Source organism: Nisaea sp. (genome assembly GCF_965216895.1).
In the GTDB taxonomy this organism is placed as follows: Bacteria; Pseudomonadota; Alphaproteobacteria; order Thalassobaculales; family Thalassobaculaceae; genus Nisaea.
In genome coordinates this window covers 4432229-4449030 of sequence record NZ_OZ244205.1, presented here as the reverse complement: position 1 = coordinate 4449030, position 16802 = coordinate 4432229, and the positions used below count along the sequence as shown (strand labels likewise).

The 16802-nt window shown below is 63.7% G+C and carries 17 protein-coding genes; 11 read left to right on the top strand and 6 right to left on the bottom strand.

Annotation, left to right across the window (positions count from 1 at the left end; all coding sequences use genetic code 11):
* Nucleotides 1–2: 2 nt before the first annotated feature.
* Genes ACOOE1_RS21075 through ACOOE1_RS21065 form a run of 3 tightly spaced genes read right to left on the bottom strand, consistent with a single transcriptional unit; the run spans nt 3 to nt 3787 of the window.
* The gene (locus tag ACOOE1_RS21075; RefSeq protein ID WP_420404166.1) at nt 3–506 is read right to left on the bottom strand and encodes an acetyl-CoA carboxylase biotin carboxyl carrier protein subunit; all 504 of its coding nucleotides are present in this window, start codon (nt 504–506) and stop codon (nt 3–5) included.
* Nucleotides 506–1975, bottom strand: a complete 1470-nt coding sequence (locus ACOOE1_RS21070; RefSeq protein WP_420404165.1) for an acetyl-CoA carboxylase biotin carboxylase subunit — start codon at nt 1973–1975, stop codon at nt 506–508. The genes ACOOE1_RS21075 and ACOOE1_RS21070 overlap by 1 nt, the downstream gene beginning before the upstream one ends.
* A gap of 12 nt (nt 1976–1987) precedes the next feature.
* Nucleotides 1988–3787 carry an acyclic terpene utilization AtuA family protein gene (locus tag ACOOE1_RS21065; protein ID WP_420404164.1) on the bottom strand — a complete coding sequence of 600 codons (1800 nt, stop codon included), beginning with the start codon at nt 3785–3787 and terminating at the stop codon, nt 1988–1990.
* A gap of 177 nt (nt 3788–3964) precedes the next feature.
* On the opposite strand from ACOOE1_RS21065, the gene ACOOE1_RS21060 reads away from it, so the two are divergent.
* The 6 genes from ACOOE1_RS21060 (at nt 3965) to ACOOE1_RS21035 (ending at nt 8958) form a co-directional block, all read left to right on the top strand.
* On the top strand, nt 3965–5179 hold the full coding sequence (locus ACOOE1_RS21060; protein ID WP_420404163.1) for an acyl-CoA dehydrogenase family protein: 1215 nt from the start codon (nt 3965–3967) through the stop codon (nt 5177–5179).
* Between the two features lie 27 nt (nt 5180–5206).
* Nucleotides 5207–6394, top strand: coding sequence for an acyl-CoA dehydrogenase family protein (locus ACOOE1_RS21055; protein ID WP_420404162.1), 1188 nt, complete (start codon nt 5207–5209; stop codon nt 6392–6394).
* A gap of 73 nt (nt 6395–6467) precedes the next feature.
* On the top strand, nt 6468–7262 hold the full coding sequence (locus tag ACOOE1_RS21050) for an SDR family NAD(P)-dependent oxidoreductase (protein WP_420404161.1): 795 nt from the start codon (nt 6468–6470) through the stop codon (nt 7260–7262).
* The gene (locus ACOOE1_RS21045) at nt 7255–8058 is read left to right on the top strand and encodes an enoyl-CoA hydratase-related protein (protein ID WP_420404160.1); all 804 of its coding nucleotides are present in this window, start codon (nt 7255–7257) and stop codon (nt 8056–8058) included. The genes ACOOE1_RS21050 and ACOOE1_RS21045 overlap by 8 nt, the downstream gene beginning before the upstream one ends.
* Nucleotides 8059–8074: 16 nt before the next feature.
* Entirely contained in the window at nt 8075–8560 is a 486-nt protein-coding gene (locus tag ACOOE1_RS21040) for a PaaI family thioesterase (RefSeq protein ID WP_420404159.1), read from the top strand.
* Nucleotides 8557–8958 (top strand): PaaI family thioesterase, encoded by a 402-nt coding sequence (locus ACOOE1_RS21035; protein WP_420404158.1) that lies wholly within the window; start codon nt 8557–8559, stop codon nt 8956–8958. The genes ACOOE1_RS21040 and ACOOE1_RS21035 overlap by 4 nt, the downstream gene beginning before the upstream one ends.
* Before the next feature lie 24 nt (nt 8959–8982).
* Here ACOOE1_RS21035 and ACOOE1_RS21030 read toward each other — a convergent pair whose 3' ends face one another.
* A complete protein-coding gene (locus tag ACOOE1_RS21030; RefSeq protein ID WP_420404157.1) occupies nt 8983–10296 on the bottom strand; it encodes a TetR/AcrR family transcriptional regulator in 1314 nt (437 codons plus the stop codon).
* A 113-nt stretch (nt 10297–10409) separates the two neighbouring features.
* Here ACOOE1_RS21030 and ACOOE1_RS21025 point away from each other — a divergent pair, with 113 nt between their 5' ends.
* The 5 genes from ACOOE1_RS21025 to ACOOE1_RS21005 all read left to right on the top strand — a co-directional run bounded on the left by ACOOE1_RS21025 (nt 10410) and on the right by ACOOE1_RS21005 (nt 15258).
* The gene (locus ACOOE1_RS21025; protein WP_420404156.1) at nt 10410–11171 is read left to right on the top strand and encodes a glucose 1-dehydrogenase; all 762 of its coding nucleotides are present in this window, start codon (nt 10410–10412) and stop codon (nt 11169–11171) included.
* Between the two features lie 101 nt (nt 11172–11272).
* A complete protein-coding gene (locus tag ACOOE1_RS21020; RefSeq protein WP_420404155.1) occupies nt 11273–13210 on the top strand; it encodes an AMP-binding protein in 1938 nt (645 codons plus the stop codon).
* Entirely contained in the window at nt 13207–14061 is an 855-nt protein-coding gene (locus ACOOE1_RS21015; protein WP_420404154.1) for an NAD(P)H-binding protein, read from the top strand. Before ACOOE1_RS21020 ends, ACOOE1_RS21015 begins: the two co-directional genes overlap by 4 nt.
* Complete coding sequence (locus ACOOE1_RS21010) at nt 14045–14875, top strand: helix-turn-helix domain-containing protein (protein WP_420404153.1); 831 nt, start codon at nt 14045–14047, stop codon at nt 14873–14875. The genes ACOOE1_RS21015 and ACOOE1_RS21010 overlap by 17 nt, the downstream gene beginning before the upstream one ends.
* Nucleotides 14803–15258 carry a PaaI family thioesterase gene (locus ACOOE1_RS21005; protein WP_420404152.1) on the top strand — a complete coding sequence of 152 codons (456 nt, stop codon included), beginning with the start codon at nt 14803–14805 and terminating at the stop codon, nt 15256–15258. The genes ACOOE1_RS21010 and ACOOE1_RS21005 overlap by 73 nt, the downstream gene beginning before the upstream one ends.
* An 18-nt stretch (nt 15259–15276) precedes the next feature.
* Here the strand turns inward: ACOOE1_RS21005 and ACOOE1_RS21000 are convergent, their stop codons facing one another.
* Nucleotides 15277–15606 carry an AMP-binding enzyme gene (locus ACOOE1_RS21000; protein ID WP_420404151.1) on the bottom strand — a complete coding sequence of 110 codons (330 nt, stop codon included), beginning with the start codon at nt 15604–15606 and terminating at the stop codon, nt 15277–15279.
* A 19-nt stretch (nt 15607–15625) separates the two neighbouring features.
* Nucleotides 15626–16792 (bottom strand): acyl-CoA dehydrogenase family protein, encoded by a 1167-nt coding sequence (locus ACOOE1_RS20995; RefSeq protein ID WP_420404150.1) that lies wholly within the window; start codon nt 16790–16792, stop codon nt 15626–15628.
* Nucleotides 16793–16802: the final 10 nt, after the last annotated feature.

The window sequence follows — 16802 nt, the reverse complement described above, 5'->3', positions numbered from 1 at the left end:
GGTCAGTCCTCCTCCGGAGCCAGCTGGGCAAGGGCGTCCTTCAGCCCGAAACTGTCGCCCGCGGCAAACGGGATTTCGGCAACCACACCGTCGCGCGGCGCGGCAAGGGTGGTTTCAAGCTTCATGCTTTCGATGACCAGAAGCGGCTGGCCCGCGGTAACGATGTCTCCCGGTTTGACCGCCACCGAGACGACGACCCCCGGCATCGGCGCCACAAGCCGATCGTCGCTCGCGCCGCCATCGCTTCCGGCAAGACGCTCGGCGGGATCGACCCGCCCGACTTCGTAGGTACGACCATCCATGTGCACAAATGTCGCCTCGGGGCCAGCGGCTAGACGGACGTCGCGGACAAGGCCCCTCGCCCGCAAGACAAAACCGCCCGGCGAAGTCGTCGGGTCCAATCGGCAGGGCAGCACGCCGTCGGGGGTATTCAGTACAAACCGGCTGCCGTCATGGGCGAGCCAGCATTCGGTCTCTTCGCCGCCGATCTGAAATATCCGCCGCATCAGTTTCTCCAACCACCCATCTTGCGGTGCATATCCGATATCTGCATCACTTCGGCCACCAGCCTTTCGTCCGACAGGGCCGCGACCGCCATCAGCAGGTCGTCCACATTCTCGCCCGGCGCGGTCAATGCATCCGCCTGCTCGGCCAGGAAACCGGTCGAGACGTCGCCCGACGCGAAATCGGGATGGGCCAGGATCGCATCCAGATAGCCGGTGTTGGTCGTCACACCGAGGATCACGTAGTTTTGCACCGCGTGACGCGCACGGGCGATGGCCTGCGCACGATCCGATCCATGCACGATCAGCTTGGACAGCATCGGGTCGAAATCGGTCGTCACCTTACCGCCTTCCAGGATGCCGCTGTCCACACGAACGCCCTCTCCCCGCGGTTCGTCCAGCAGCAGGATATTCCCGATCGCGGGGCGGAAATCGGCCGTTGCATCCTCGGCGCAGATGCGCAGCTCGATCGAGTGGCCCGTCTGCGGAATGTCGGCCTGGGCGGCGCTCAGCCCCTCTCCCGCCGCAATGCGTAGCTGCTCGGCGACCAGATCGAAGCCCGCCACCATCTCGGTCACGGGATGTTCGACCTGAAGGCGGGTGTTCATTTCCAGGAAATAGAAGGCACCGTCCTGAGCATAGATGAACTCGACCGTCCCGGCACCGCGGTAGTTGACGGCGCGGGCAATCCCGGCGGCGGTTTCGCAGATGTCCAGGCGTTGTTCGGGCGAAAGCGCCGGAGACGGCGTTTCCTCGATGATCTTCTGGAATCGGCGCTGGATCGAGCATTCGCGCTCCCAGAAGTGGACCACATTGCCCTTCCCGTCCCCCATCACCTGCACCTCGATATGGCGCGGGCGTTCGATATACCGTTCGACAAACAGCCGGCCATCTCCGAAATAGCGCTTGCCCTCGCGCCGTGCGGTCTCGATCTCCGCCTCCAGCGCGGCATCCTCGCGCACGACGCGCATTCCTTTGCCGCCGCCACCTGCCGAAGGCTTGATCAGCAGTGGATAGCCCACGGCACGGGCGCGTTCGATAAAGGTCGCGGGGCCGTCATCCTCGATGGCCGACGGGGCGACGGGAAATCCACGCTCCTCGACAAAGGCCCGTGCGCGAACCTTGTCGCCCATCAGGTCGATGACATCGGAGGTCGGCCCGACGAAGGTCACTCCCGTTTTTTCCAGCGCGGCCACGAAGGCGGCGTTTTCCGACAGAAAACCGTAGCCGGGATGCACCGCGTCCGCGCCGATCCGTTTTGCAACCTCGACAATCTGCGGGATGTCGAGATAGGCGGCCACGGGCGTGGGCCCATCGATGGTCACAACCTCATCCGCGATGGCATGGGCTGGCCCCTCCTGCTCGGATGCATGGCGCAGCACGGCGGTCGCGAGGCCGCGTGCCTTGGCTGTGCGCAGGACGCGCGCCGCGATCTCGCCCCGATTGGCGACCAGTAGCTTTGAAATGGTCATGGGCTTGTCATCTCAGCTGGGGTTCGAGGCGTTCAGCCCGTCGCGCGCGGCCAGATCGGCCGGTACTGGTATTTCGATATCGAGGAGCATCTGTGCGAAGCCCTTGCCCTGCGGGTCGATCCTGACCGATGCGATGCCGCCGCCGCCCAGCGATTCATGCAGCAGGAAGTTCAGAGAATGGCTGCCGGGCAGGTCGAAGCGTTCGACCGGACCATTGCAGAGATGCGCAAAGTAGTCCTTCACGGTCTCTTCGGTCAGCGCCGAGCGGATATAGGGCAAATACTCGGGCTTGCGGGCGAGAATACCGATATTGGCGATGTCCCCCTTGTCGCCTGAGCGGCCCCAGGCCAGTTCGACCAGGCGCACCATCACCGCGCCGGGACCGGCCTCGCGGCCTTCCACCGCCGCCGCGGAGGACGCATCGAGTCGCACCGCCTCGGCCGCAATGGTGACGGGCACGTCTTTGCCGTCGACCTCGACCGCGACCGGGGTATCGGCCTTGTGCTGCAGGAAGGAGAAGAGACGGACCACCGGCTGCACCTTTGGCCGACCGGCGAAGAAACCGGTCAGCCCCTGCGCGGAGGAGACCGCCATCGGCGCGATCTCGCCGGCGAAGATGTTCAGCGCATCGCGGTCATCATGGGTCACGCCGATCTTCAGCACCACCTCACGCGTGCGGGCGCGGGCGTTGGCGCCATAGGCGGCCTCGGCGCCCAGCACCTCCACGCTGACCTGCCGGAAATCACCAAGATTGCGCCCGCGGAGAATGCGGCGGCAGCGGGTCAGGATCGCCTCGGCCACACGTTCGGCCTTGGCAGGCGCGTCGATCGCGGCCAGGGTCAGCGTGGTGATCGCCCGCCAGCCATCAGCATGGGTGGCCGACACCTTGTAGCTGTCGGTGCGTCCCAGCCCCCGCGCGCCCTTCACCATCACCCGGTCGGGCCCCACCTGCTCCAGTGTCACCTGCGACCAGTCGCAGATCACGTCGGGCAGGACGTAGCGCTGCGGATCGCCGATTTCGTAGAGCATCTGCTCGCCGACCGAGGCCGGCACCACCAGCCCGCCGGTATCCGGCGTCTTGGTCATGATGAAGCTGCCGTCTTCCGACACTTCGACGATCGGCATTCCCATATCGTCCCAGCCCGGCACCTCCCGCCAGTCGGTAAAATTGCCGCCCGTGCCCTGCGGGCCGCATTCGATTAGATGGCCCGCAAGCGAACCCTGGGAGAGCCGGTCCCAGTCCTCGTCGCCCCAGCCAAATTCATGCATCAGCGGCCCAAGCGCCACCGCACTGTCAGCGCAGCGGCCGGTCACCACGATATCGGCACCCGCATCGAGGGCGGCCGCAATCGGTCGCGCGCCGAGATAGGCGTTCATGCTCATCGGCTTGGCCAGGAAAGGCGCGCCCGAAAACATCTCGGTCACGCCGCGGTCGCGCAGTTCTTCCGACCGGTCCAGCAGATCGTCACCCAGCACCACGCCGATCGAAATGTCGATGCCCGCCGCCTCGGCCACCCTGGCCAGCGCCTCGCGGCAGCCACGCGGATTGATCCCACCGGCATTCGCGACAACCTTGATCCCCTTGGCCTTGATCTCCTCCAGCCAAGGGGTCAGCGCCTTGACGAAATCCGGGGCGAACCCTGCCTCGGGTGATTTAGCCCGCGCTCGTGCAAGCAGCGACATCGTGATCTCGGCAAGATAGTCGAAGACCAGATAATCGATGTCGCCCTTTCTCATCAGTTGGCCAACCGCCTCAGGCGTATCGCCCCAGAAGCCGGACGCGCATCCGATGCGCACAGTTCGCCCAGTCATCGCAACCTCCCTGTCGTCCCGTCCATTCGGGTGGACGCCGATGGCGAGCTTCCGTCTTTCCTCCCAAGCGCATGCCCAAAAAAAGACACACGCAGCTCGACACCACTTGAAACGTTTTCTAACATATGTTTGATTCTGATCAATAGGCAAGTTGCGCAGCCATCGGGAGGATCAAAGATGAACGTCCAGGCCGGGCCAGGCATGGCCGCGCTCGCGGCCATAAAGGCCAACTATTCGCTGACGCCCGAACAACGGCAGATCGTGGATCACGTGGATCGGGTTGCGCGCGAGATTCTTCATCCATTGCAAGAGAAGATGGATGCGGAAGAACGGTGGCCCGACGATTTGTTTCGGCAGATGGGCGAGTTCGGGCTGCTGGGCATTACCGCGCCCGAGGAGCTGGGCGGCAGCGGCCAGAACGAATTTACCCAGGCCCTGGTGTCAGAGGCCATCTCGAAATGGAACCCGGCAGTCGGCCTTTCGCACGGCGCGCACGACAATCTGTGCCTCAACAACATCCTCAGGAACGGCTCGGATGAGCAGGTGCGGAAATACGTTCCCGGCCTGTGCTCGGGCGAGCTGGTCGGCGCACTTGGGCTGACCGAGCCCGGCGCGGGTTCGGACGCGCTGGGCTCGATGGCCACCAGCGCCGTGCGCGACGGCAACGATTATGTGATCAACGGCTCGAAGATCTACATCACCAACGGCCCGATCGCGGATGTCATCCTGGTTTACGCAAAAACCGACAAGGCGAAGGGCGCCAAGGGCATCTCGGCTTTCATCGTGGAGACCGACAATCCCGGATTCAAGGTGGCGCAGAAGCTCGACAAGATGGGCTTCCGCGGCTCACCGACAGGCGAGCTGGTGTTCGAGGATTGCCGCGTGCCCGCCTCGGCCATGATCGGGGCCGAGAACAGCGGCGTTTCGGTGGTGATGAGTGGGCTCGACCTGGAGCGCGCGATGGTCGCTTCGGTTTGCGTGGGGATGGCCGAAAGGGCTCTGGAGCTGGCGCTCGATTACGCTGGGATCCGCGAACAGTTCGGCAAGCCGATCGCCAGCTTCCAGATGGTGCAGTCGAAGCTCGCGGAAATCTATATCGAGGTCGAAACCGCACGCGCCTTCGGTTATCGGGCGCTCGCGGCTTGCGTCGGCCTGCCCAAGGGGGGCGGCGGACGCGGTGAGATCCATAAGCTCACCGCTGCCGCCTGCCTTTACGCTGGCGAAGCATTCAACAAGGCGGTGACCGAAGCGTGCCATATCCATGGCGGCTCGGGCTACATGCAGGATACCGAAATCAACCGGCTCTACCGCGCCAACAAGCTGCTGGAAATCGGTGCAGGCACCAGCGAGGTGCGAAAAATCATCATTGCCGAAGAACTGCTGCGCGACTGAGCGAGGACGCCAGCTATGAACGAGCGATTGCGCAACATCCCCGACCTGCCGACCCATTACCTGACAGAAGAGCAGCAGGCGCTGGCCGATCAGGCCAGCAAGTTCTTCTTTTCCGAGTTTCACCACCTGAACGCCGAAATGGACGACACCGACGACCTGTCGCCCTCCATCTTTCCCAAGCTGGGCGAGATGGGCTATCTGGGCCTCAACGTAGCGCCTGAATTCGGCGGTGCGGGGCTCGATTTCACCTCGGCCTGCATCATCACCGAGGAATTGTCGCGCGCCTCGGCGGCGATCGGGCTGAGCCACGCGGCCCACGACAATCTTTGCGTCAACAACATCTACCGTAACGCCAATGACGATCTGCGGCGGAAGTACCTGCCGGGCCTCTGCGACGGCTCGCTGATCGGCGCGCTGGGCCTGACGGAGCCGGGCGCGGGATCGGATGCGCTCGGTTCGATGCGGACGACCGCCCGGAAGGACGGCGACCACTTCGTGCTCAACGGCTCGAAGATCTTTATCACCAACGGCCCGATCGCCGATATCGTGCTGGTCTATGCCAAGACCTCGCCCGAAAAGGGCGCCAAGGGTATCTCGGCTTTCATCGTCGAGACCGACAAGCCTGGCTTCAAGGTAGCGCAGAAACTCAACAAGATGGGGTTCCGCGGCTCGCCCACGGGCGAGCTGGTGTTCGAGGATTGCCGCGTACCGGCGAGGAACGTGGTGGGCAAGCTGGACGGCGGTGTGGCGGTGACCATGTCGGGGCTCGACCTTGAACGCGCCATTGTCTGCTTCAACGCCATCGGCATCGCACGCCGGGCATTGGAGATATCGATCGACTATGCCAAGACGCGCCAGCAGTTCGGCAAGCCGATCGCCAGTTTCCAGATGGTGCAGGCCATGCTGGCCGAGATGTATACCGCGATCGAGGCCGCGCGCAGCCTGTCGCTGCGCACCGCCGCCATGTGCGAGGGTCTGGAAGAAGGCGAAGGCGGGCGCGGCGAGATCCACAAGCTGACGGCCGCGGCTATCTTCAAGGCTGCGGCAGCGACCTCCTTCGTGCTGGATCGCGCGGTGCAGATTCACGGCGGATCGGGCTACATGCGCGACACCGAGGTCAACCGCCTCTATCGGACGGGCCGGGTACTCGAAGTGGGCGCGGGCACGCAGGAGGTGCGCAAGCTCATCATCTCCGGCGAACTTCTGAAGAACTGAGGCCCGGTACATGGCAGAAAAACAAGTGCAGAGCCGTTACGCCCCGGATCTCATGGCAGGCCAGGTGGCTCTCGTGACCGGCTCGGGCTCCGGCATGGGCCGTGCCACAGCGCTCGAAATGGCTTCCTGCGGGGCCAGACTGGCGCTTTTCGCGCGTCGCGAGGAGCCGCTTCAGGAAACCGCCGAGATGATCCGAGCGATGGGTGGCGAACCCTTCGTCGTGCCGGGCGACACCCGCGACGAGAAGAGCGTCGAGGCGGCAATGCTGAAGATCAAAGCTCACTACGGTCGGCTCGACGTGCTTGTGAACAACGCCGGCGGCCAGTATATCGCCGCCGCCCGTGACATCACCAACAAAGGGTTCGAGGCGGTTATCCGCAACAATCTGATCGGCTCGTGGCAGATGACGCGCGCCGCCGCCGACCACTTCATGTTCGAGAACGGCGGCTCGATCGTATTCGTAACCGCGATCTCGACTCGCACCGCACTGACAGGCTTCGCCCATACCGTTGCCGCGCGCGCAGGCGTGACAGGCTTGATGAAGACGCTCGCCGCCGAATGGGGTGAATACGGCATCCGCCTGAACTGCGTCGCTCCCGGTACGATTAAGACAGAGGCGCTCGGCCGCTACCCGATACCGCCGGAGAAATGGCACGAGCTAAACCGGTCAGTTCTTGGCCGCATGGGCGTGGCGGAAGACGTCGCAGGGACAATCGTTTTTCTTGCCTCCAGGCTCGGTTCTTTCATTACCGGCGAGGATGTGTATGTGGACGGGGGAGAAACCCTGCACATGGGCCACGACGCCCGCGACATGATCCATCCTGACATGTTCCAGGGGCGGCAGCGGGGGGACGGAAAGAATGAGTGAATCCGTCGTCCTGCTCGAGATTGCCGATCGCATCGCAACGGTGACGCTCAACGACCCCGACAGGCGCAATCCCGTCACCGGCAACGAGATGATCGCGGGGCTGCTCGACGCGTTCGACCGGGCTCAGCGCGATCCCGGCGTGAGCGTCATGATCCTGACCGGCGCGGACCCGGCCTTCTGCGCCGGCGGCGACATCAAGGAAATGTCGGACCCCGAAAGCGTGTTCCGCAAGAATCCGCTGGCTGCGGCGGACAGCTACATCACCGGCATTCAGCGGATACCGCTCGCGCTCTACAAACTCGACATCCCCACGATCGCGGCTGTCAACGGCCCGGCCGTGGGCGCGGGCTGCGACCTGACGATGATGTGTGACATGCGCATCGCGTCGGAGAAGGCGAAATTCGGCGAGGTGTTCTTGAACCTCGGAATCATTCCTGGCGACGCAGGTACCTGGTTCCTCCTGCGGCGGCTCGGTCACCAGAAAGCGGCCGAACTGACGTTCACCGGGCGGATGGTCGGGGCCGAGGAGGCGCTGGAACTAGGAATGGTGCTTGAGGTGGTGCCGCATGGCGATCTGATGGCGCGGGCGCGGGAGCGTGCGGCGGTGATTGCCGCCAAGCCGCCCCGCGCGGTTCGCGTCGCCAAGCGACTGATGCGCAATGCCGAACGCATGGACCTGCCGGATTTCCTGAATACCGCCGCCGCGTACCAGGCACTGATGCACCAGACGAAGGACCATCACGAAGCTCTTGCCGCGTTCCTCGAGAAACGAAAACCGGCGTTCTTTGGCGACTGACAGATCGGCCCTGCAGATGACCCGCTCAGACCAGACGAAACTTCATCAGATCGCCAGGATGTGGAACCATCGCGGACGTGGTCTGATTACCGAGATGAACCTGAAGATCGAAAAGGTGGCGATCGATGGCGTTCTGGTCAGGATGCCGTTCAACCCCTCCTTCTGCGCCGACGAGGACAAAACCCTGCTGCATGGCGGGGTGTTGACGGCCCTCCTCGACAGCGTGTTCGGACTAGCCAATTTCGTGGCCATCGACGGGATCAGCAGCATGGCGACACTCGACCTTCGCGTCGACTATCTGCGCCCGGCGAAATCGCGGGCCGACGTCATGGTGCGCGCAGAATGCATTCGGCAGACCCGGCATGTCGCGTTCAATTCGGGCACTATCTGGTTTGATGAGCCGGATCGGGTCGAAGTGGCCCGTGGCGCCGCGAGTTTTGCGCTCACGCGGGGCGAGGTCAGCATTTTCGAAGCGATGACGCAAAGCAGGTCCTCCAAATGACACCGGATCTTGCAACTCATCAGCTCAGGAAAATACCGTTCTTTCAGTTTCTCGACTTCACGATCACCGAGCTTGCTGAAACGCATGCGGCCGCGACGATGCCGTTCGCCGAACGACTGATCGGAAATCCGATCATGGAATACTACCATGGCGGAATCATCGCGAGCTTCATGGAGGCGGTCGCCGCGATCAGCGTAAGCCATGGTCCCGATCTGCAGCTACCCAAGCCGATCAATCTGACGGTTGACTACTTGCGCCCGGCGGTCAAAGGGCCCCTCATCACCGAGGCCACCGTGAAGCGCAAGGGCAAGCGCATGGCAAGCGTGCGGGCGGTCTGTTGGCAGGATGACCGCTCCCGGCCGGTAGCCGAAGGGTTGTATCATTTTCTGATGGTCTGAAGCCTGCTTCTCGTCGCGCCCCGATTATGTGATCTTCGGGGCTGAGCCGTTGGCCGAAACACCGTCCAGCAGCATCTCGATGAGCAGATCCGTGAAAGCTGAAAGCGTATAATATCCGTGCTGGTCGCCCTTGCCGGGATCGAACCATTCGACCGTCCAATTCAGCGCGCCCAGCATGGCCTGCCGTAGCGGAACCACCTTGATGTCGGAGCGCAAGGCTCCCGCCGTCTGCGCCTCGCGCAACAGCTGATCCCAGATCTTCGCGTATTGGTGGCGAACAGGCCGGTGGCGCGAGCGTATTCCTTCCGGCAACATGCCATAGATGCGGATGTTGGCGGAGGTAAACTCGCTGGCACGGAACAAATATGCCATGTGCGTCGCGATTGCCGTCGCGATGCGGCTTCTATGATCTTCCTTGTTCGGCCATAGGGCGGTCGCATGGCTGACGCCGTTCAAGAGATCACGCAGGCCCAGGTCGAGCACCTCGTCGAGAATTTCCTCCTTTGAGCCGAAATGGTAATAGACGCTGCCTGCCTCAAGGCCTGCTTCCGATGCGACCCGGCGCATTGTTGCCGCCTTGTACCCGCTCTCTCGCAAGATTCGCGCGGCCGTGCGGAGGATTTGATGGCGGGTTCGTTCGGCCTTCCCCGCTGCTTCGAGTTCCTCTGCCAGGTCAATAGGTTCGACCGATTTTCTGACCGTTCCGCCACGTTTGGTGCACATGCCGTCGAGCAGCAGTTTCGACAAGCGTTCCGACAGCAGACCGACAGGATAACGGTCGCTGTCGTACCATTCCGCTGTCCAGTTCATAGCCCCGAGGATGAACTGGCTGACCAGGGTGACCGAGATGTCACCACGCAGATCGCCGGCGTCCTGATGGTGCTGCAAGAATGATCGCCAGAGCTGCCCGTAGGCCTCTCGCAAGGGTCGATGCGCTCTGCGGCGCTTGTCCGACAGCATCGGGAAGTTCCTGATATTCGCCGAAGTGAAATCACTTTGTTTCAGAAGGAAACAAAGGTGAGTGTCGACAAGCTGCCCGAACGTTTTGCGGAATGGGTCATCTTCCGCCCGCGCCCGTTCAACAGTCCTGCGAATCTGCTCGTAGAGTTGCCTAACCCCAATATCGAGGACCTCGTCCAGGATCTGATCCTTCGACTTGAAATGGTAATAGATGCTGCCGGCTTTCAGGTTCGCCGCCTCGGCGATCCGCCGCATGGTGGTCGCGCTGTATCCCTCCTTGCTAAACAGCTGCGCCGCCGCCAGGAGGATCGCGCGACGCGTCTGCTCCGACTTCCCGTACGGCTCCTCGCCGGGGCTATGGGGGAGGATTTCTTCCATGGATCTCTCTTTCGACGCTGGACATCAGTTTATCAGTTGAGGTAATTCGAACAAGCGTTAGAATGCGCGATCATTCCACGGTGCCCGCGAGGCCGGCAAAAGGAGAAAAGGGAATGCGCGGACTGAAAGGCAAGAGAGTAATCGTAACGGGTGGTGGAAGCGGAATCGGGCGGGCGATCTCTATCCGCTTCGCCGAGGAAGGAGCCGAGGTTGCGGTTTTCGACCTCAATGAAGACGGCGGCCGGCAAACCGTCGGAACGATCGAAGATGCAGGCGGCAAGGCGCGTGCATATACTGTTGACATCACCGACCGCAAGGCCGTGGACGCCGCAGTGGCCGAGTTCGAGGCCGGGGGGCCGATCGACGTTCTCGTTAACAATGCCGGGTGGGATGAGATCAAGCCGTTCCTCGAGACCGATGTTGATCTGTGGAAGAAGATCATAGATATCAACCTCTACGGTCCCCTTCATATGCACCATGCTGTTCTTCCGGGCATGGTAAGGAATGGGTCCGGCCGCATCGTGAACATCAGTTCGGATGCGGGCCGCGTCGGCTCTTCGGGCGAGGCGGTCTATTCGGCGTGCAAAGGTGGCATCATTTCCTTTACCAAGACCGTCGCGCGGGAACTGGCCCGCAAGGGCATTCAACTCAATGCGGTCGCGCCCGGTCCGACAGACACCCCGCTGTTCGCGGAAGTCGCCAAGGGCGAAGCCGGAGAGAAGATTGCGGAAGGCCTTAAACGGGCGATCCCCATGAAACGTCTCGCCCAGCCGACGGACTATCCCGGGATTGTGTGTTTCCTCGCCTCGGACGATGCCGGATTCATAACCGGACAGGTCATTTCCGTATCGGGCGGGCTGTCGATGCACGGTTGACAGGCCGCGCGGTGCTTTCCGGGTCCAAACGATGACAAGGTTTCCTCCCCAACTGGGCGCTCTTCAGGGCGGCCCATTTTTTTTAGATCAGAAGATCCGTAATGTTCGAGGCCGACCAAACCATCAGGGAAACAAGTACGCTCGCGGCATTCATCGACCGTTGTGGCGTTGCGAATTACGAGGAATTGGTCGAACGCGCAGACAGTGACCCGGATTGGTTCTGGACGCAAGTTCTCGACCTCGCTCGCATTCGGTTCGCCCGCCCGTACCACCGTCTGCGCGAGATCGGCGACGGACCGGAGAACATCCGCTGGGGAATCGGCGGCGCACTGAACCTCACCGAAACCTGTCTCGATGCGCACATCGAGAAGGGGCTCGGCGACAAGACCGCGATCGACTGGGTGGGCGAAGACGGCAGCCGCCAGCAATGGAGCTATTCCCGGCTTGCCGAGGAAGCCGCGCGCGTTGCCTCTGCCCTCTCGGCGCGTGGAGTGAAGCCCAGCCAGGGCGTCGGCATCTACATGCCGATGATCCCCGAAATCGAGGCCGCGCTTCTGGGCATCGCGCGGCTGGGCGCCGTGGCGGTCCCGCTATTTTCCGGGTTTGCGCCGCATGCCATCGTCACCCGCCTGAACGACGCCCGTGCCGTCGCCGTGCTGACTGCGGATGCGACGCCCAGGCGGGGCAAGCCGGTCTGGATGGAGGCCACTTTGGCCGAGGCCCTGGCGGAGGTGCCGTCGGTGCATACCGTGTTCAGCCTGCGGCGCTTCGGCGGCCCAGTGGCCGATCCGGCCCGCGATCTCGACTGGCAGGAAACCGTCGGTACGGCCGACGCGACGCGGCCGGCGCATCCGGTGGAGACCGACGCACCGCTGCTCATCGCCTACACCTCGGGCACCACCGGCAAGCCCAAGGGAGTGGTTCACACGCATTTGGGCGTACAGGCCAAGGCCACGGCCGATTTTCTGCTGTGTCTCGACATGAAGTGCGACGACCGCCACCTGTGGATGACGGACATGGGTTGGGTGATGGGACCCCTCACGCTGATTTCGGTGCTGCTTGCGGGCGCCACATTGGTGCTCGCCGAAGGAGCGCCCTCGATGCCGGGCGATCCCTTCCGCCTACTGCGGCTGGCCGCGGAGAACAAAGTAACTCATATGGGTGTTGCACCAACGCTGGTGCGGCAGCTCACAACGCAGGATCCCGCGTTGCTGCGGGGGTACGATCTTTCCGCACTGCGTATCGTCGCCTCGACCGGAGAGCCCTGGACCGACGATGCCTGGCTTTGGCACCTGGAGCATATCTGCCGGCACCATGCGGTACCGCTCAACATTTCGGGTGGAACCGAGCTCTTCGGCGCAATTCTTACCTCGACCGTACTGCACGAGGTGAAGCCGGGTGGCTTTTCGGGTCAGGCGCTGGGCGTCGGCGCCAAGGTGCTGCGCGTGGACGGCAGCGAGGCTGCGCCGGGCGAGGTCGGCGAATTGGTCGTCACCCGGCCGCCGATGGGGCTGACGCCGACGATCTGGGGCGACAAGAACCGCTATCTCGACACCTACTGGTCCACGTTTCCCGCCTTCTGGCGTCATGGCGACTGGGCGCGGTGCGACCCGGACGGCACCTGGTTTATCCTCGGCCGTTCCGACGACACGCTGAACATTGCCGGCAAGCGCATCGGGCCACCGGAGATCGAGGCGGCGCTGACCGAAACCGGGAAAGTTCTGGATGCAGCGGCGATATCCGTGCCCGACCCCATAAAGGGTACAACGGTGGTTTGCATCTGCGTCACGGTGCCCGGTGTGACGCCCGATGACAGGCTCGTCGAGCAGCTCAAGGACCGCGTCGGCGAGGTGGTTTCGAAGCCCTTCCGCCCGAGCGAGATCCATTTCGTCGAGGCGCTGCCCAAGACCCGCAGCATGAAGACGATGCGCCGGATCGTGCGCGCCGCTTTCCTGGACGAGGATCCGGGCGACCTCTCCTCGATCAGCAATCCCGAAACGATGGAGGCCATCGCGGCCCTGAGAAAGGACAAGCCATGATCACGGTCTTCGGAGCCACGGGCACCACCGGCGCGCCACTGGTGGAAGCGCTTCTCACCAGGGGCGCGAAGCTGCGTGCCGTCACCGGCCAGCCTGCGAAGACCGCGGCGCTTGTGGCGAAGGGCTGCGATGCCGCCGTGGCGGATTTCGGCGACCGCGACGCTTTGGAACGCGCCTGCCAAGGAGCGGAGAAAGCCTATCTCGTGACGCCGCCGCATCAGGACATGCGCCGCTGGAAGGCCAATGCCATCGCCGCGGCCACGGCGGCGGGCGTGCGCCATGTGGTCATGTCCACCGGACTCGGTGCTTCGCCCAGGGCGCGGCTGACCTTCGGCATGTGGCATTCCGAAAGCCAGGAACTGCTGAAGGACAGCGGCATGGACTGGACCTTGGTTCAGCCCACCTATTTCATGCAAAACCTTCTGTGGCAGGCTGAAAACATCGTCTCCGATGGTGTCTATTGTGACGATCTGGGTGGGCCGGTGGCGTGGGTCGACGCCCGTGACATCGCCGATGTGGCGGTCGAGGCGCTGCTTGGCGCGGGCCATGCTGGCAAGGCCTATGGCCTGACGGGCGCAGAGGCGTTGACCGGCGAGGAGATCGCCTCGCTCCTCAGCGAGGCGACAGGCCGCGCGGTGACATGCGCCTCCTTGCCGCCGAATCAGGCCAAGGCGAGCATGATCGCGAACGGCATGCACCCCGACGTCGCCGCCGCCATGGTGGAGTTGGCCTCGCTCGCACCCAAGGGCCATCTCGCCGGCATTGAGACCACGGTCAGCGAGGTGCTCGGCCGCCCGGCGCGCCGCTTCCGCGACTTTGTGGCCGAGAACAGGCATGCCTTCGTCGGATAAGGCGGCGCCCGCGCCGCTTTATCTCGAGCTCGCGCCGCCGGCCGGGGCCCCCGCCCAGATCGACCATTTCTTCGCCTACTGCGATTGCGGCCTCTTGTCGGGTCCCGGCACCGGCCGCTTCGCCACCGATCTCTTTACGCTTTCCCTGACGCTGCGCGCCGGAGCCGATCACGGCCCCCGCCCGCGCCTCGACCTCGCACCGCCCCGCCCCGCCTTCAGCCCGCGCCGCGCGCCCTTCAAGGGCGCGATCGCCGGAATGCGCCTCGACGCCGCGCCCCACCTTCTCCCCTCCGAAGGAAATCTGGACGCGCTGACCCTTGCCCTTCTGGCGATGGCGGGGAACGGTGAGGCCTGGGCGCGGCTTGTGGCGGCACTCGACCAGCTCGCCTGCGACCTGACCTTCTCCGGCAGCCACTCCGCCCCCGCCAGCGCGCGAAGTGAGCGGCGTCGCGTCCGCGCGGCCACCGGCACGTCGGGACGGCGGCTCACCGTCATCCGGCGTTTCCGGACCCTGCTGGACGGGCTTGCGGCGCGCGATCAGGCGTTGAGCGAACTGGCGCTCGATGCAGGCTACTACGACCAGTCGCACATGTCGGCCGCCTGCCGCGCCTTCGCCGGCGCCCCACCGGGCGTGCTCCGCCGCCTTGCCGGCGCGCGGCCCTCTGGCCGTTTCTTCCAAGATCAGGGACTCGAAAGCCGCCTAAGACTGGTCATCGATCCCCGACGAGGAGCAGACAGGCCATGCCCGGTTTCGAGCCGAAGAACCCCGATTTCGACGCACGCGTGCGCGACAGTTTCGGACGCCAAAAGGTGATGCACACGCTGGGCATCATCATTGCCGACCTGTCGCCTGGGCGCATTGTTCTGGAGATGGCGCACAGCGACGCGCTGACCCAGCAGCACGGCTTCGTTCACGCCGGCATCGTCTCGACAGCGCTCGACAGCGCTTGCGGCTACGCCGCCTTCTCGCTGATGCCGGCCGAAGCGGCGGTGCTGACCGTGGAGTTCAAAATCAACCTCCTCAACCCAGCCGACGGCGAGCGCTTCCGCTTCCAGGCCGAGGTGGTCAAGCCCGGTCGCACCCTCACCATCTGTGAGGCGCGCGCCCATGCGCTGAAGGGCGGGACGGAGAAGCTGGTCGCCACGATGACCGGTACGCTGATGGCGCTGTTCGGACGGGCGGGGGTCAGCGGATAGGCGCAGTCGAGACAGGCCTCAGTTGGCCTCGCGCTCGATCCAGGTTTCCAGGACGTGGCGCTGGATCTTGCCGCTGGTCGAGCGCGGGAAGTCTTCGGAAGCGATGAAGCGGATCTCGCGCGGCCGCTTATACTTGGCCATATGCTCGCGGCAAAGCTGCATCAGCGCGTCGGCATTGGGGCCGCCTACGTGTCGTGCCACGAAGGCCACCGGGCGTTCGCCCCAGCGCAGGTCCGCAACCTTCACCAAGGCGGCGTCGATCACCTGCGGATGCGTCAGCAGCACCCGCTCGCCCGCTCGATCTCGGCCGGATAGACGTTCTCGCCGTCCACGGGGAGAGACTCTCATGAGGACCCGCCTAACCGGATCAGAACGCACCGACGCCGGTGAGGTTGCGTCCGATCACTAGCTTCTGGATTTCCGTGGTGCCATCGGGGATCGGCATCACCTTGGCATTGCGGAAGTGCCGTTCTACCGGGAATTCCTTGGTGATCCCGTTACCACCGTGGATTTGCACCGCCTTGCCGGTGATCTCGACAGCCATCTCAGTGGCGTACCACTTTGCCATCGAGGTCTGAGTGTCGCAGCGGACGCCAAGCTCAAGAAGCTGCAACCCGCGCTGGCAGAGAAGCCGAGCAGCGTCGAGCTGGGTGGCCATGTCGGCCAGGTAGCCCTGGATCAACTGATGCCCGGCGATCGGCTTGCCGTGCTGGTGGCGGTCCTTCGCATAGGTCACCGCGCATTCCAGAGCCGCCTGGCCGATCCCGATGCTGGTGAGGCCCACGAAGACTCGCGCGCTCTCGAACAACTTCAGTGTTTGGAAGAGCCCGCCGCCGGGCTGGCCCAGCACGTGGTCCGAAGTGGTTTCAGCGCGGTCGAAGAAGAGTTCGCAAGTCGAGGCGCCCACAAGGCCCAGTTTGCGCAGTTCGCGGCTTTCGTACTTGCCGGTGTCGCGGTCGACGATCACCATCGATATACCGCCGTCCAGGTTGCAGACCACGATGGCGAAATCCGACTGTGCACCATTCGAGATCCACAACTTTTGACCACTGATGAAGATATTTTCGCCCTCGCGCGCGGCCCGACACTTCACCTCGCGTACGTTCGAGCCCACCTCTGGCTCCGAGATGCAGGTGCAGGCGATACGCTCGCTGCGCAGAAGCGGCTTTAGATAGATCTCCTTCTGCTCGGGACTGCCCAGAAGGCTGAGGGCGAAGGCGGCATGGCCCTGGATCAGAACGGCGATCGCCAGGTCGGGCCAGATGCGCGCCAGTTCCTCATACAGAATACCGTAGCTCATCCGGTCCATGCCTGCGCCGCCATCTTCCTCGGGGATCAAGCCGCTGATCAGTCCGAACTCCTCGACCTTGGCGAACAAGCCTTTCAGCGTGTCCGCATCCGGCGGATGGCCCAGAGCTTCGTATTTCTCCGTCAGCGGGGCGAATTCGGCCTCGGCCATCTTGCGGAAGTTCTCCAGCAACATGCGCTGGTCGTCGGTATAGATTGCCTGAGCGGCGGCGATCACGTTTTCCATTGTTGTCTAC